Source organism: Terrirubrum flagellatum (genome assembly GCF_022059845.1).
GTDB classification, from domain to species: Bacteria; Pseudomonadota; Alphaproteobacteria; order Rhizobiales; family Beijerinckiaceae; genus Terrirubrum; species Terrirubrum flagellatum.
In genome coordinates this window covers 2506963-2521292 of record NZ_CP091851.1, presented here as the reverse complement: position 1 = coordinate 2521292, position 14330 = coordinate 2506963, and the positions used below count along the sequence as shown (strand labels likewise).

Annotated in this window: 15 protein-coding genes; 12 read left to right on the top strand and 3 right to left on the bottom strand. The window is 59.2% G+C overall.

The features are described from left to right. Positions 1 to 5 precede the first annotated feature (5 nt). The 6 genes from L8F45_RS12235 to L8F45_RS12210 all read left to right on the top strand — a co-directional run bounded on the left by L8F45_RS12235 (position 6) and on the right by L8F45_RS12210 (position 5403). Positions 6 to 656 carry an amino acid ABC transporter permease gene (locus L8F45_RS12235; RefSeq protein ID WP_342363139.1) on the top strand — a complete coding sequence of 217 codons (651 nt, stop codon included), beginning with the start codon at positions 6 to 8 and terminating at the stop codon, positions 654 to 656. Positions 657 to 683: 27 nt separating this feature from the next. Continuing rightward, positions 684 to 1523 (top strand): transporter substrate-binding domain-containing protein, encoded by an 840-nt coding sequence (locus L8F45_RS12230; RefSeq protein ID WP_342363138.1) that lies wholly within the window; start codon positions 684 to 686, stop codon positions 1521 to 1523. 123 nt (positions 1524 to 1646) lie between these two features. After that, the gene (locus L8F45_RS12225) at positions 1647 to 2363 is read left to right on the top strand and encodes an amino acid ABC transporter ATP-binding protein (RefSeq protein WP_342363429.1); all 717 of its coding nucleotides are present in this window, start codon (positions 1647 to 1649) and stop codon (positions 2361 to 2363) included. Between the two features lie 52 nt (positions 2364 to 2415). Further along, positions 2416 to 2877 (top strand): MaoC family dehydratase, encoded by a 462-nt coding sequence (locus tag L8F45_RS12220; protein ID WP_342363137.1) that lies wholly within the window; start codon positions 2416 to 2418, stop codon positions 2875 to 2877. Positions 2878 to 2886: 9 nt separating this feature from the next. Next, on the top strand, positions 2887 to 4410 hold the full coding sequence (locus L8F45_RS12215; RefSeq protein ID WP_342363428.1) for an acyl CoA:acetate/3-ketoacid CoA transferase: 1524 nt from the start codon (positions 2887 to 2889) through the stop codon (positions 4408 to 4410). A 6-nt stretch (positions 4411 to 4416) separates the two neighbouring features. Further along, a complete protein-coding gene (locus L8F45_RS12210; protein ID WP_342363136.1) occupies positions 4417 to 5403 on the top strand; it encodes an aldo/keto reductase in 987 nt (328 codons plus the stop codon). 411 nt (positions 5404 to 5814) lie between these two features. Here L8F45_RS12210 and L8F45_RS12205 read toward each other — a convergent pair whose 3' ends face one another. Both L8F45_RS12205 and L8F45_RS12200 read right to left on the bottom strand, forming a co-directional pair. After that, positions 5815 to 6726, bottom strand: coding sequence for an NAD(P)-dependent oxidoreductase (locus L8F45_RS12205; protein WP_342363135.1), 912 nt, complete (start codon positions 6724 to 6726; stop codon positions 5815 to 5817). Then, entirely contained in the window at positions 6723 to 7157 is a 435-nt protein-coding gene (locus L8F45_RS12200) for a carboxymuconolactone decarboxylase family protein (protein ID WP_342363134.1), read from the bottom strand. Before L8F45_RS12200 ends, L8F45_RS12205 begins: the two co-directional genes overlap by 4 nt. A 139-nt stretch (positions 7158 to 7296) precedes the next feature. Here L8F45_RS12200 and L8F45_RS12195 point away from each other — a divergent pair, with 139 nt between their 5' ends. Then, a complete protein-coding gene (locus L8F45_RS12195; RefSeq protein ID WP_342363133.1) occupies positions 7297 to 8067 on the top strand; it encodes a GntR family transcriptional regulator in 771 nt (256 codons plus the stop codon). A gap of 6 nt (positions 8068 to 8073) precedes the next feature. Beyond that, entirely contained in the window at positions 8074 to 8919 is an 846-nt protein-coding gene (locus L8F45_RS12190; RefSeq protein WP_342363132.1) for an N-acyl homoserine lactonase family protein, read from the top strand. Here L8F45_RS12190 and L8F45_RS12185 read toward each other — a convergent pair. Beyond that, a complete protein-coding gene (locus tag L8F45_RS12185; protein ID WP_342363131.1) occupies positions 8883 to 9641 on the bottom strand; it encodes an SDR family NAD(P)-dependent oxidoreductase in 759 nt (252 codons plus the stop codon). The two genes, L8F45_RS12190 and L8F45_RS12185, sit on opposite strands and share 37 nt — an antisense overlap. 110 nt (positions 9642 to 9751) lie before the next feature. Here L8F45_RS12185 and L8F45_RS12180 point away from each other — a divergent pair, with 110 nt between their 5' ends. From L8F45_RS12180 to L8F45_RS12165, 4 genes are read left to right on the top strand one after another with little or no spacing between them, the layout of a single operon-like run. Then, positions 9752 to 11002: an ABC transporter substrate-binding protein gene (locus L8F45_RS12180; RefSeq protein ID WP_342363130.1), complete on the top strand. Its 1251-nt coding sequence runs from the start codon at positions 9752 to 9754 to the stop codon at positions 11000 to 11002. Between the two features lie 38 nt (positions 11003 to 11040). Then, positions 11041 to 11913, top strand: coding sequence for a branched-chain amino acid ABC transporter permease (locus L8F45_RS12175; protein ID WP_342363129.1), 873 nt, complete (start codon positions 11041 to 11043; stop codon positions 11911 to 11913). A 4-nt stretch (positions 11914 to 11917) separates the two neighbouring features. Further along, positions 11918 to 12865 carry a branched-chain amino acid ABC transporter permease gene (locus L8F45_RS12170; protein ID WP_342363128.1) on the top strand — a complete coding sequence of 316 codons (948 nt, stop codon included), beginning with the start codon at positions 11918 to 11920 and terminating at the stop codon, positions 12863 to 12865. Continuing rightward, the gene (locus L8F45_RS12165; protein WP_342363127.1) at positions 12865 to 14322 is read left to right on the top strand and encodes an ATP-binding cassette domain-containing protein; all 1458 of its coding nucleotides are present in this window, start codon (positions 12865 to 12867) and stop codon (positions 14320 to 14322) included. Before L8F45_RS12170 ends, L8F45_RS12165 begins: the two co-directional genes overlap by 1 nt. Positions 14323 to 14330: the final 8 nt, after the last annotated feature.

The window sequence follows — 14330 nt, the reverse complement described above, 5'->3', positions numbered from 1 at the left end:
GCGCCATGATCCGCTCATTTGGTGTTAGCGAAGCGCTCGCGATCCTCTCCGGAATTCAGTCGACGGTCGTTCTATCGCTGATCGCTTTTATCGGTGGCGGCCTCGTCGGGCTTGCGGTCGCCCTGATGCGCACCTCCGACCTTGCGCCACTCCGCCGCGCCGCTGGTCTTTACATCGACTTCTTTCAGGGAACGCCCCTGCTTATGCAGCTCTTCCTTGTCTTCTACGGCTTGCCCGTCTTTGGCCTGCGCGTGAACGCGTGGGTCGCGGTGACGATCGGCCTTACCCTTCACGCGAGTGCGTTCCTCGGTGAAATCTGGCGCGGTGGAATCCAAGCTGTGCCCAAGGGACAAACCGAAGCCGCAATTGCGCTGGGCCTCGGTTATACGCATCGGATGATCCACGTCGTCGTTCCGCAAGGCGCCCGGTTGTGCATGGCGCCGACGGTCGGCTTTCTTGTCCAGCTCATCAAGGGAACGTCCCTCGCTGCGATCATCGGGTTCGTTGAGCTCTCCCGCTCTGCCCAGATTATCGCGAGCACGACCTACAAGCCGCTCCTCGCTTACGGCCTCGCGGCAATTATCTATTTCATCCTCTGCTTTCCGCTCTCAAGGCTCAGCGCGAGTTTTGAGCGTCGCTTCGCCGTCAAAACCTAAAACCATCATAACCAAGGAGGAAGACATATGCGTTTTATGAAGTTTCGAATTGCCGCCGCAGCTGCCGCGTTGGCATGCGCCATTGCGGCTCCCATCCAGACCGCATCTGCACAGACCGTGGATGCAATCAAGAAGGGCGGCGTATTGAAGATTGGCTCACAGGTTGCGCAAGTGCCGTGGGGATTCTCCGATTCTTCCAACAAGCTCACCGGGTTCGACATCGAACTTGGCGAGATGCTGGCAAAAGACCTTGGGGTCAAACTCGAAGTCACACCCGTAACGTCCAGCAACCGTGTGGCCGCGCTCCTTACGGGACAGGTCGATGTGCTCGCGGCAGTGATGGGAATTTTCGCAGACCGGCAGAAAGTCGTGCTGTTTTCGCGCCCCTACACGACAAACGATACGATCTACATCGGCAAAACATCGGCGAACATCAAAGGGTGGAACGAATTAAACGGTGTCCGTGTAGGTGTGCCGCGCGGCACACCACAAGATATTGCAATTACCAAGGCCGCGCCTGCGGGCGCGATCATTCAGCGCTTCGATGATGATGCCGGCACCGTTCAGGCGCTGATCGCCGGACAAGTCGACATGATTGGCGGCGCGGCAACGCAAGTCCCCAACATCGCGCAGGTTGTCGGGCCCGGAAAATACGAGGAAAAGTTCATCGTCGCGCGCGCCTACAATGCTTTTGCGGTGCGTCCGCAATCACGCGAATGGGCGACCTATCTGAGCGAGTTTGTTGCGCGAAAGCTCGCGAGCGGCGAGCTGCCTGCACTCTACAAGAAGTGGATCGGCGGAGAGCTCGGAAAGATGCCCGATACCGGTGAGGGCGAAGGCGCTCTCCCCGTCTCAATGGTGCAGTGACCTTCCACGCGGCGGGCGGCGCTTGCCGTCCGCCGCGCCCTCAGTCGATCGAGTTCGCCAATGTCCCCTCAAAGCGTCTCTTCGCCGCGCTCCGAAAAAGTACAGCCTGCGTTCATCATCGAGATGGCGAAGGTGCAGAAGTGGTTCGGTGGTTTCCAAGCGCTCAAGAACATTGATCTTCGTGTCCGTGCAGGCGAGCGGATTGTAATTTGCGGTCCGTCTGGCTCAGGAAAGTCGACGCTTATTCGCTGCATCAATAGTCTCGAGCCCTATCAAGAGGGCCAACTGGTTGTCGATGGCTTCGATCTGGGCGCAGGGCAGAAGAGCATTGATGCTGTGCGCGCCGAAGTCGGGATGGTGTTTCAGCAATTCAACCTGTTCCCACATCTAACGATCCTTGAGAATTGCATCCTCGCGCCGATGAAGGTTCGCCGGGCGAGCCGTCGCGACGCGGGAGAGACGGCGATGACGTTTCTCAATCGCGTGCGCATACCCGACCAAGCAGGCAAGTATCCCGCGCAGCTTTCTGGCGGCCAGCAGCAGCGTGTCGCGATTGCTCGCGCGCTCTGCATGACGCCCAAGATTATGCTGTTTGACGAACCGACATCGGCGCTTGATCCCGAAATGGTCAAAGAAGTGCTCGATACCATGATTGGGCTCGCGCATGACGGCATGACAATGCTCTGCGTTACGCACGAGATGGGCTTCGCGCGGCAAGTCGCGGACCGGGTGATCTTCATGGATCGCGGCGAAATCGTTGAAGAAGCGCCGCCGGAGGCCTTCTTCAGCAACCCCGCGAACGAACGTACACGCAGTTTTCTCAGCCAGATCCTGCATTAGCAGTAGCTTCGCACCTTCGCTCCGTATCCGCCCTCCCGCAAAAGGCGCCCTGATGCTTCCCGGAAATTTTTTCGACGACATTAAAATAGGCGATGAACAGCGCACCCCGCGCGTGACGGTAACAGAAGGCCATATTCTGGCCTACGCCGGGGTTGCAGGAGACTTCTCGCCGGTCCATCTCGATGAGGTTTACGCGCGCACCACTGAATTTGGCGGGCGAATCGCCCACGGCCTGATGGGCCTATCGCTTACCGACGGTTTGAAAGTTCAATCTGCGTTCTTTCGCGACGGCATCGCGCTGGGATGGAGCTGGAACTTCAAACGGCCGATCAGGATCGGCGATACGCTGCAGGTCAAGTTCACAATCCGGGACGCTCGGATTTCTAAGAGCATGCCCGGAATGGGGATTCTGTTTATCGACATGCAGCTGCTCAACCAGAACGACGAGATTGTGCAGGAAGGGGAGCATCGTCTTATGGTTCCCCGCCGCCCCGAACCCTCCAGTGGGGAGTGAGCAGTGGCAATGCGCAATAAATTTATGTCGGCCGATCAGGCCATCGGACTCATCAAGGATGGGGACACGGTTGCCCTGATTGGCGGCGGCGGTGGGCTCGTCGAGCCGACGCATCTCTTTCGCGCCGTTTCGCGCCGCTTTCTCACAACCCGCGCGCCGCGCGACCTCACGGTTGTCCACGCGCTCGGGATCGGTGACAAGAGAGCTGAGGGCATGAACCATTTCGCCCATGAAGGCTTGGTCAAGCGCGTGATCGGCGGTCACTGGGTGTGGTCGCCAAAGATGCAAGAAATGGCGCGCGATGAAAAAATCGAGGCCTATGTTCTACCAAGCGGCTGCGTCATGCAGCTCTACCGTGAGATCGCCGGCAAACGACCGGGGCTCTTCACCCACGTTGGCCTTGGAACGTTCGTGGACCCGCGCCAGCTCGGCGGGAAGATGAACGCTTCGGCGCGAGAAGACCTTGTGGAAGTGGTGACGATCGGGGGCCGCGAGCTCCTTTGGTACAAATCGTTTCCGATCAATGTTGCGATCATACGCGGATCATTCGGTGATCCCGACGGCAATATCAGCCTTGATCAGGAGGCGGCGAACGTCGATATTTTTGCGGCGGCGCTCGCTGCGCATAATTCCGGCGGGATCGTGATCGCGCAGGTGCGCACAGCGGTTGACCTCAATTCGCTGCCGGCGCGTTCCGTTCGAATTCCGGGCGCAATCGTCGATGCGGTTGTGGTCGATCCCGAGCAGCAGATGAGCTATGAGCTGCCCTACGATCCGCTGATCTCGGGGGAATTGCGCGGGCCCATCGTCCTCGATCCGCCAGAACCAGCCAACATCCGTTCGCTGATTGCCGAGCGCGCGTACCACGAACTGCGCGAAGGCGACGTCATCAATTTTGGCGTTGGCATCGGCGAGGGCGTCGCCAAGATGATGGCGGAGCGGGGTGAGGTCGGCCGGTTCTATCAGACGATCGAGCATGGAACCTATGGCGGGTCGTTGCTCGTGGGCATGCTTTTTGGCTTTGCGCGCAGCCCTTCGGCGATGATCGATGGTCCCTCCCAGTTTGATTTCTATTCGGGAGGTGGGCTCGACACGGCGTTTCTCGGCTTTGGCGAGCTTGATCAGAACGGCGACGTGAATGTCTCGAAGCTTGGCGGGCTCACCGTAGGGCCGGGTGGCTTCATGGACATCGCGCAAAATGCCAAGCGCGTCATCTTCTGCGGAACGTTTGACGCCAAAGGTGGGCAGATCGAAATCGGGGACGGGCGGCTCCGGATCGTTCGGCAAGGTGCTGTTCGCAAGCTTGTCGCCAAGGTCGAACAGGTCACCTATTCGGGAAAACAGGCGCTCAAGCTTGGCCACGAGGCGCTGTTTGTAACCGAGCGCGCTGTCTTTCGTCTCACCGACGATGGCGTTGTGCTCGAGGAAGTCGCGCCGGGAGTGAACATCCAGACCGATATCCTGGACCGGATGGGGTTCGCGCCCCGCATTCCCCGCCAGCCAGCACTGATGCGTGCCGAACTGTTTCGTTGAGGGATCATGCAGTACCGCAACCTAGGCAAAACCGGCCTCAAAGTCTCCCGTATCGCGCTTGGCTGCATGAGTTACGCGGACCCGTCGAAGGGTAGCCACAACTGGGTTTTAAACGAGGATCAAAGCGCGCCGTTCTTCCGCCGGGCCATCGAGGCCGGCATCAACTTCTTTGACACCGCTAACGCCTATTCCGAGGGTGCAAGCGAAGAGGTATTGGGCCGCGCGATACGTAAGTATACGACCCGGGAAAGCGCCGTCATCGCGACAAAAGTCTTCAATCCGATGCGAAGCGATCCAAACGGCCGGGGACTTTCGCGCAAAGCGATCTTCCACGAGATCGATGCGAGCCTGCGCCGGCTCGGGACGGACTATATCGATCTGTATCAAATTCACCGCTGGGATTACGCAACGCCGATCGAAGAGACCCTCGAAGCGCTGCATGACGTCGTGCCCGCGGGAAAGGCGAGGTACATTGGAGCTTCGTCGATGTTCGCTTGGCAGTTCATGAAGGCGCTGAGCCTCCAACGTATGTATGGCTGGGCGCAATTCGTGTCGATGCAGGATCACCTCAACCTTCTCTACCGTGAGGAAGAGCGTGAAATGCTTCCCTTGTGCCGGGAAGAGGGAATTGGCGTCATTCCGTGGTCGCCGCTGGCACGCGGGCGTCTTACCCGTCCATGGCAAAGCGATACCCCGACAGCCCGCGAAAAGGGGGATGAAATCGGCAGGGGCTTTTACGATCGGAGCGAGGCCGCGGACCGCCGCGTCGTTGAACGGCTTTGCGCGCTCGCCCAGACCCGCGAGCAGCCGCCAGGCCGGGTGGCGCTTGCTTGGCTACTTCACAAGCCCGGCATCACCGCCCCGATTGTCGGGGCAACCAAGCTTGGTCAGCTTGAGGATGCCATCCAAGCGACCGAGCTCGACCTCTCTGCGGCCGAAATCGCTGCGCTCGAAGAGCCCTATGGGCCGCATGCGATTTCCGGGCATGATTGAGGTGCGGTAATCCCAAGCGAGACGGTCTGGGCAGAGCGCAGAATTCCTCATCTTAGAAGCGCGAAAACGCCGTGTTCGAACTCCTTCGCTGCTCTTCACAATCGTTGAACTGTGAACCGGCATGCATGTGTGGATGTATATGGACCCCGCCCGATTGCAACAGGTTTGGCAGGCTCAGGTTCAAGGTCACAACTGCTGACGTATATCCGGCTTCTCGATGCAGCAAGGCGAGCTTCGCGTCAGATTCAGAACAGGCGCAATTCGATTGGCTCGCAAATGCTGCGAATAAAATTGCGAGTGCGGTCAGACTCCAAGTCGTCGCGAGTTGACCCAATCCGGACGTATGTACGCTGAAATGAAACCCGAAAGCCGCCGTTCGTCTCGACGCGGGCTTGCGATCACGTCTATAGGCTAATTTTGTGGCAGGAGAGATGTAGAGGCGGTGCGCTCCACGAGCCTTGCGAGAGCCGTGTGATCTTTGCCGGGCCCGAGAAATGCCGCGGCTTCCTGCCAGATATCCCGACAAAGAGCGGATAGTGGCGCCGTGGCGTCAACATCGCGCGCCAACCCGATGGCCGTCGCCAGATCTTTCACCATCAGATCCAGCCCAAATCCGGAATTGTAGTTCCCGGACAGAACGAATTGATGCATCTTCTTTTGTGAAGAGTTGCTCATGCCCGTTGAGACGTTGAGAATGTCGACCATCCGGGAAGGATTGAGGCCGGCTTTCTTTCCGATGCAGAGCGCTTCGACGGTCGCCAGGAACGTCGCCGCCGAGACGAGATTATTCAGCGCTTTCATGGCGTGCGCGGTGCCGAGCGCTCCAGTTCGAAGAATTGACGTTCCGAGATGGGCCAGCAAAGATTCGGCGCGCGCAATATCATCATCATCTCCGCCAACCATGATGGACAGTTCGCCGGTGCGCGCACGAGGCACGCCACCGGAAACAGGCGCGTCGATCAGTCTGCAATCGAATGAGAGCACGCGTTCGCCGAATTCTTTGGTTGAAGCGGGCGCGCCCGAGCTCATCTCGATGATCAGCGTCTTCGGCCGACAAGCGGATAGAAGGCCGTTTTCACCTCCGAGCACGCTTGCGACGTGCGCGCTCGTTGGAAGCATAGTGACTATAAAGTCCGAGCTTTTCGCTACCTCTGCCGCGGAAATTGCTGCATGGCCGCCAACTTCCGACGCGAAGCTTTGCGAGCGTCCAGGCGCGGCGTCGTAGGCCGTTAAGTTGTGCCCTGCTGAGATGAGGCGGCTGGCCATCGGCCAACCCATAGCGCCGAGGCCTATAAACCCGATCTGAAGTACTTTAGTGGTCATTTTCTGGCGTCTCCGGCAGGTGTAGTTTCGACCGCTCCCATTTGCAGCAGGACTTCGTTTGCGGCTTTGAAGGCGTCGAGCCCGGCAGGAATGCCGCAATAGATTGTGGCGTGAAGCAGTGCTTCCTTGATCTCGTCCACTGTCACGCCATTGTTGATCGCGCCCCGAACATGGAGCTTGATTTCCGCGGCGCGGTTGAGAGCAGTGAGCATCGCGAGATTGAGCAAACTGCGCGTTTTGCGGTCGAGGCCCGTTCTGTTCCAGGCGTAACCCCAGCACCATTCCGTCGTGACGTGCTGGAACGCCATCATGAAGTCGTTGGCGGAAGCCATCGATTTGTCGACATAGTCCGCGCCGAGAACCTCTCGTCGCAGAGCCAATCCGCGCTCAAACAGGGCGGACAGGGTGTCCTCATCGGGCTTCAAGGGCATTTGCGCATCTCCATCGTCTGATTGTCATACAGGATGTCAATCATTCAATCAATGTTGCCGGGCGAGCTACCTACCGCTAGGGTGCTAACCCGACAGGAAGCGGCCTTGAGTCGTGGAGCATCGCGTATTGAAGGGCGGGATGGATTTGCTTCCCAATCAGACATCGGGAGAACAGCGGTCCCTACACGTGGCGCCGCTGCCGACATTGCGGCAGCAAGTCGTCGAACGAATTCGGGAAGCGATCGAAACCGGACAGTTTCCGGCAGGCGCCCGCCTGATTGAACGCGACCTCTGCGAGCGCATGGGGGTCTCGCGCACATCGATTCGTGAGGCATTGCGCGATCTTGAGGCGGCTGGGCTCATTGTCACCCAGCCGAACAAGGGGCCGATTGTACCGATCGTCACGCCGGAAATGGCGAAAGCGATCTATCAGGTGCGGACGGTTCTTGAAGGGCTTGCAGCCCGGCTTTTCGCCCGGCACGCCACTTCGGCGCAAATCGCTGCGCTGAAAGATAGCGTGGAGCGGCTTGCCGCTGTGTACGACAACTATACCGCTGCGGGATTTCTGAGCGCAAAATCGGAATTTTATCGAATTTTGCTCGAAGGCGCAGGCAATCCCGTCGCTACAGAAATGTTGCAGGGGATCCACACGCGCGTCTCTCAATTGCGTGCGACATCACTTTCCAATCCATCGCGCGCCCAGGCTTCTCTGGCGGAGATCCGAGAATTCGTCGCAGCTCTCGCGGAGCGAAACGAGGAGGCGGCTTGGCATCTCTGCACGCATCACATTCAAAATGCGTCTGACGCCGCCCTAAAGATGCTCGAGACGTCGACGAAAAACGCTGCGGAGATGCAACCCTCGCAGATCCAGAAGCCGCGTAAGACGGCGCCGAAAACGGCCGCCAGATAGGCTTCGATGAGTCCCGCATACGAAGTTTTCGCAATCCGCTATGCGACGTCTGGTCCCGGCAGGGTGCGACGTCAGAATTTCATCGAGGCATCGGACCCGCACGATTCGCCGATGCCGCTCGACTATTATGTCTGGGCGATTATCGGGGCAGGGCGCGTTATCGTTGTCGATACGGGCTTCGGGCCCGAGGCCGCCGAGAAGCGCGGTCGCGCCTTGTTGCGCCGGCCCGTTGAAGCGTTGAAAGCGGCGGGCATCGATCCCGACGCTGTCGAAGACGTGATTATCACTCATCTACACTATGATCATGCGGGTTGTCTCGAAAGCTTCCCTCGCGCGCGCTTCCATCTCCAGGACGCGGAAATGAGATATGCGACGGGACGCTACATGTGCCACGCATGTCTGCGACAGCCTTTCGAAGCAGAAGATGTCGTCAGCGTGGTTCGTCTTCTCTATCGTGAACGCGTCCAATTCCATGATGGCGACAGCGAGATCGCGCCGGGAGTCAGTGTTCATCGCGTTGGCGGACATACCGGCGGCTTGCAGGTCGTCCGCGTTCAAACCCAGCGCGGGCCGCTTGTTTTGGCCTCAGACGCCTTCCACTTCTCCGAGAACAGGATGCGCCGCAATCCCTTTCCCCTTGTCTTCCATGTCGGTGAGATGCTTGAGGGCTATCGTCGCTGCGAAGAACTTGCCAACGGCGATTGCGACAAACTGATTCCTGGCCATGATCCGGAGGTGCGGCGACGGTGGCCGCGACTGCGGCAGGAAGACTCCGATATCGTCTGTCTGCACGAAGCGCCAAGCGGGCAATGGGGTCAGCCAGCCGACACCGAAATCCCACCGTCGACGTGAAGCACTTCGCCGGTGATGAAGGAAGCCTGAGGCGACAGCAAAAAAGCTATTGCATTCGCTACGTCTCGTTCGCTGCATAGACGACCAAGAGGCGTCTTGTTCTTTCGAGCTTCGTAGCCTGCATCGTCCACTATGGCGCGCGCTCCTGGAGTTGGCACAGCGCCGGGGGCGACGGCGTTCACACGAACGCCCTTGGGACCGAGCTCAACCGCTAATGCGCGCGTCATCGCGACGATTCCACCCTTCACCGCGGCATAAATGGCCGTTCGTGGATACCCTTGGTCGGCCGCAGGCGAAGCAAGATTTATCAATGAAGCGCCAAGATGGCGTCGATGGCGCATGAGCGCCTGCGCGCCCCAGACTGGGGCCTTGATCCCGATGCCGAGCATGCGATCGAGAGTTGACGCCGTGACGTCTTCAATTGGTTCGTACCGAATCCACATTGCGTTGTTGATAATGGCGTCAATGAAGCCTCCCGATTGCGCCGCAAACTCTGCGGCGATCGCAGAGAAAGCCACTTCATCTGAGAGATCGGCGATATAATGAGATGCGCAGCCCCCGCGTGAGCGAATCTCTTCTGTTGTCGCGACGGCTGCTTCGGAGTTGACGTCTGCAACTCCAACATTCGCGCCCCCGTCCGCCAGCAGCTCGGCGGCGGCCCGTCCAATGCCCCGGCCGGCGCCGGTAATGAGAATGTTCAGGTCCGAGAGATCCCGCGACATACCGCTTCCTGCTTTTGCCCTATTGACTGATTGTCAGACAATGTGATTATCCTGACTCAAAATCAGATCGTGTGCAACGGTTGCGCGCGCCAATCGGAGGGGAAACGGCTATGTGGCGCATCAACAGGCGGTTGCTCGCCGCCAGCCTTCTTGCTCCTTCGAGCGCTTTGCATTCGCCAGCGATCGCGCAGGCCCAAAGCGCGACCGATCCGATAAAGATCGGCGTCATGGCTAAATTCGCGCAGATCAACGGCGCGGCAATCCTCAATGGCGCGCGGCTTGCCGTCGATGAAATCAACGCCGCAGGCGGTGTGAAGGGGCGCAAGATCGAGCTGATCTCGTACGACGATCAGGGTTCGGCGAGTGACGCCATTCTCGCGTTCCAGCGAGCCGTCCGGCAGGACCGCGTCCATGCAATGGTCGGCACATTCCTCAGCGAAATCGCAATCGCGATGACGCCTTGGGCGGCGCGCCTTAAAGTTCCCTACATCGTGACCGGCGCCGGCGCCGATCAAGTCGGGCAGCTCGTTCACGATAACTATCCCGCCTACAAATACGTTTTCCGCACAATTCTGCCGGCTAGCTCGACGGCTCAGGGGGTATGCGACTCTGTGCGCGATCTGGCCGTGCGCCAACTTGGCTACAAGACGGCGGTCCTGCTCACGGAGGATGCCGCATGGACGCGCAGCTATGATGAGTTTCTGAAAACATGCTTGCCCGCGGCAGGCTTGAAGTTTGTGGACGCAATCAAGGTTGCGACGGACACCACCGATTTCACACCTATTTTCCAGAAGATCGAAGCCGCGAAAGCAGACGTCATCGTCACTGGGCTCGGCATCGTCGGCAATAAGCCTGTGGTGCAATGGAACAATCAACAGGTTCCGATGCCGCTCATGGGATACAACGCCCAGGCCGGCGCCAGCGCGTTTTGGAATGAAACAAGCGGTGCGACGAACGGTCTGGTGACGTTCACAGCGGCGTCAGAAAGCGCTCCGCTCACTCCTAAGACAGTACCTTTCGCGCGCAACTATCTCGCGCGCTTCAACGGCACGCCGGCCGCGCATTCTTACGCGACGTATGATGCGATTTATCTGCTTAAAGACGCGATCGAGCGAAGCGGTTCGTCGGACGCCGACGCGATAGCTACGGCGCTTGAAGCGGCAGACTATGTCGGCGTCAGCGGTCGGATCGTCTTTCAGGGGCCCAACGACAAGCTGACTCATGACATGAAATTCGGCGCTGACTTCGTCACCGGAGTCGCCATTCAATGGCAGAACGGAAAGCAAGTAACGGTTTGGCCGCCGGCGGTATCCAGCGTTCAACTGGCTTTCCCGAGCTTCGTCTCGGCAAAGCAGAAGTGATCAGGGCAACGTTGTCGCCGTGGCGATGAGTGGTTGAAATGTTGGTGCAACTGCTGGTGAGCGGCCTCCTGATCAGCGCGGTGTACGCGCTGGCGACGACGGGATTCACGCTGCTTTACGGAGTTAGTGGAATTCTCAACTTGTCGCATGGCACGACGCTCGCGACGGCTGGCATGATCGCATGGTATCTCGGAGGAAAGGGCTGGATCGGGCCGTCTGGCGCAATTCTTGTCGGGGTCGCAAGTGGCGTCGCGGTTGGATTGCTCACCTATCTTCTGATCATCAAGCCCATCCAGCGAATGCCGGGCCTTACTGTCAATGACGAGCATGTTTTCATGCTCGTCGGCACGCTCCTTTGGACCATCATTCTTCAGGAAGCGCTCTCTCACATCTTTGGTGACGTACCCGTCAGCATTCCGCAACTCGCGCCGGGCGTCATCAACGTCCTGGGGGTGAGAACGCCGATATCGAGTCTTCTTGTGGCGGTGATCGCGTGGGGAGTCATCGGACTCTTGTGGTTTTATGTAACGCAGACGCGCGCAGGCAAGTCAGTCCTCGCGGCCTCGATCAATCCCCGCGGCCTGGTTCTCTGCGGCTTCAGCCTGAAAAGCATCTATCGTATCGTTTGGGCGGTTTATGGCGCCATGGCCGGGCTGGCGGGCGTGCTTGTGGCGATGATCCTCGGCGTTTCACCAAGCGGCGGGCTGGAGCTGACCGCAACGGCGTTCTCGATCGTCATCCTGGGCGGGCTGGGAAGCGTCGGCGGTTCGCTCATAGCCGCGAATCTCATTGGGTTCGTGGAGACTGCGACGGCGTATCTGGTCGGCCCTTCATTGCGCAGCTTGCCGGCGCTGCTGATTCTCATCGTCGTGCTTTACTTCCGCCCACAAGGGCTTTTCGGCAGGCGCTGACAATATGACCTCTCTAGCCGAGCAGCGCAGGCCCAGTGCGATCATGGTCAAGTCGGGTTCCATTGCCGCGCTAGCCGTGCTTGCGGCGCTGCCTTTCGTTGGCACGCCTGAATATGTCGTCGGCATTCTAACATTGGGCCTGTTCTTCGCGGTTTTTGCGATGAGCTGGGACCTTCTCTTCGGCTATGCCGGCGAAGCGAATTTCGGGGCGACGTTCCTGATCGGAACGGGGGCATATACGGCCGCGTTGCTCTCCAGCAATGGAATCGCCTCGCCGGTCGTCTGCGTCGCCGCCGGCGCTGTCGCAGCAGTCGTCGCGGGCGCAGCGCTCGCGCTGCCCGCCCTTCGCTTGCGTGGTCCTTATTTCGGCCTCGTCACGCTGGTCGCCGTGCTCATTCTGCGACAGCTCATCATCTTGTTCTCGCCATACACTGGTGGCGAGATCGGAATTGCGGTGCCAGGCGTCCTGTCTCTCAGCGTCGCGATCAACTACGAGATAGCGCTCGGCTGCGCGGCGTTCACGGCCGGCGTCCTCCTTTTCCTCGTGAGATCGCCGTTCGGATTGATTTTGGAGGCTATCGGTCAGGACAGCCTCAATGCACAAGCCATGGGATTCAACATCGTCAAATATAAGCTCGCAGCGTTCTGCTACAGCGCGTTCTTCTCTGGCCTCGCTGGCGGGTTGATGACTTTCTATCTCGGAACTGCGTCGGTGAATGTCTTTGTCGACGCAGCGGTGGGCGTGCAAATCATCATCGGCGCAATCATAGGAGGTCGGAGAACCATTCTGGGACCGGCGCTCGGCGCGGTGTTTCTCACGGTGGCCGGCGAATATATGCGCCCTCTGGGATCGCTGAGTGAACTCATCGTAGCAATAGTTGCCGTGCTGGTTCTCCTCTTCCTTCCAGGCGGACTTCTCGGGCTGATTACAATGTTCCGGAGAGCTCGCTGATGCTGCTCGAAGCGCGGGCTTTGAACAAGCGCTTCGACGGGCTCCAGGCCGTCGACAATGTCGATATCGCCGTCGAACGCGGCGAGATACTCGGTCTCATCGGGCCGAATGGCTCCGGCAAATCGACTGTCATGAATCTGATCATGGGTGTCTATCGTCCAGATAGCGGTCAAATTCGGCTCGATGGCGTCGATATTTCCAAATGGCCTCTGCATCGGGTCGCCGAAGCGGGCGTCAGCATGGTTTTCCAGCACTCGCGACCGCTTCCACAGCAGACCGTGCTACAGAATGTCCAACTGGCGCTGTTGCCGGACAGCATTCTCAATCTGCGGATGTCCGAGTCCGTCAATCGGGAGGGTCGCGAGATTCTTGCGCGTGTCGGCCTGGCTAACACCGCCGATCGCTCGCCGAACGAACTGCCTTTCGCCGGGCTCCGGCGCCTGGAACTCGCCAAGTCACTGGCTCGCAAACCAGCGCTGCTGCTTCTGGACGAGCCGTTCGCGGGACTGAGCGCGCTGGAGGTTCGTGAATTCGCGGCGCTCATCCAGAGTCTGCGCGAAGAGGGCAGGGCAATCGTACTCGTCGATCACAACGTTAAGAGCGTCCGCGCGATGGTCGACCGGATCGTCGCGATGAGCTCGGGCGCGAAGATCGCGGATGATCTCCCCGACCGGGTTCTGGCCGATCAACGCGTCCGCGAGGTCTATCTCGGCGACCAGAACAAACGAACTTCACCGATCGGTGAGATGTCTTCGGCCGTCGGGAAAGCGCTCGAAGTCAAAAACGCTTCGGTGCGATACGGCAAGGCGATCGCGCTTAACTCCGTGTCGTTTGCCGTCTCGAACGGCGGTATTGCCGCAATCGTGGGCCTGAATGGCGCCGGCAAGACCTCGCTGTTCAATGCGATTTGTGGTCTGACGCCCTGCACTGGGCAGGTGTTGTATCAAGGTGTCTCGCTGACCGACTATGCGCCTGATGAGATAGCGCGCAGCGGCTTGGTCCTGTGCCCCGAGACGCGAGAACTTTTTGGCGACATGACGGTCGCGGAGAATCTGGGCATCGGCGGGAGCTGGCTATCGTCGGCGGATCGCGCGCGGCAGCGCGATCTCGTTGAATCACTGTTTCCACGACTTGCCGAGCGGCGCGCGCAAAAGGCTCGAACGCTTTCAGGAGGCGAGCAGCAACAACTCGCGATCGGCCGGGCGCTCATGATGAAACCGCGCCTTCTTCTGATCGATGAGCCTACTCTCGGCTTGGCGCCGGTGATCCTTGATGTCATTTCCGATGCTATCGAGGCGATGCGAGCGACTGGCGATATCTCGATTCTCATCGCCGAACAGAATGTGACATTCGCACTGCGCCACGCCAATGAGATCAATCTCCTCGAGCACGGAGAGATTGTCTGGTCAGGGGCGACGGGTCGATTCCTCGAGGAAGCCGGCCAAAAGATTTTATAGCCGAACGA

What these genes read in the sequence shown, in the direction of transcription:
- L8F45_RS12235 (WP_342363139.1), top strand. Translation starts at nt 6, where the DNA reads ATGATCCGCTCATTTGGTGTTAGCGAAGCGCTCGCGATCCTCTCCGGA.
- L8F45_RS12230 (WP_342363138.1), top strand. Translation starts at nt 684, where the DNA reads ATGCGTTTTATGAAGTTTCGAATTGCCGCCGCAGCTGCCGCGTTGGCA.
- L8F45_RS12225 (WP_342363429.1), top strand. Translation starts at nt 1,647, where the DNA reads ATGGCGAAGGTGCAGAAGTGGTTCGGTGGTTTCCAAGCGCTCAAGAAC.
- L8F45_RS12220 (WP_342363137.1), top strand. Translation starts at nt 2,416, where the DNA reads ATGCTTCCCGGAAATTTTTTCGACGACATTAAAATAGGCGATGAACAG.
- L8F45_RS12215 (WP_342363428.1), top strand. Translation starts at nt 2,887, where the DNA reads ATGCGCAATAAATTTATGTCGGCCGATCAGGCCATCGGACTCATCAAG.
- L8F45_RS12210 (WP_342363136.1), top strand. Translation starts at nt 4,417, where the DNA reads ATGCAGTACCGCAACCTAGGCAAAACCGGCCTCAAAGTCTCCCGTATC.
- L8F45_RS12205 (WP_342363135.1), bottom strand. Translation starts at nt 6,726, where the DNA reads ATGACCACTAAAGTACTTCAGATCGGGTTTATAGGCCTCGGCGCTATG.
- L8F45_RS12200 (WP_342363134.1), bottom strand. Translation starts at nt 7,157, where the DNA reads ATGCCCTTGAAGCCCGATGAGGACACCCTGTCCGCCCTGTTTGAGCGC.
- L8F45_RS12195 (WP_342363133.1), top strand. Translation starts at nt 7,297, where the DNA reads ATGGATTTGCTTCCCAATCAGACATCGGGAGAACAGCGGTCCCTACAC.
- L8F45_RS12190 (WP_342363132.1), top strand. Translation starts at nt 8,074, where the DNA reads ATGAGTCCCGCATACGAAGTTTTCGCAATCCGCTATGCGACGTCTGGT.
- L8F45_RS12185 (WP_342363131.1), bottom strand. Translation starts at nt 9,641, where the DNA reads ATGTCGCGGGATCTCTCGGACCTGAACATTCTCATTACCGGCGCCGGC.
- L8F45_RS12180 (WP_342363130.1), top strand. Translation starts at nt 9,752, where the DNA reads ATGTGGCGCATCAACAGGCGGTTGCTCGCCGCCAGCCTTCTTGCTCCT.
- L8F45_RS12175 (WP_342363129.1), top strand. Translation starts at nt 11,041, where the DNA reads ATGTTGGTGCAACTGCTGGTGAGCGGCCTCCTGATCAGCGCGGTGTAC.
- L8F45_RS12170 (WP_342363128.1), top strand. Translation starts at nt 11,918, where the DNA reads ATGACCTCTCTAGCCGAGCAGCGCAGGCCCAGTGCGATCATGGTCAAG.
- L8F45_RS12165 (WP_342363127.1), top strand. Translation starts at nt 12,865, where the DNA reads ATGCTGCTCGAAGCGCGGGCTTTGAACAAGCGCTTCGACGGGCTCCAG.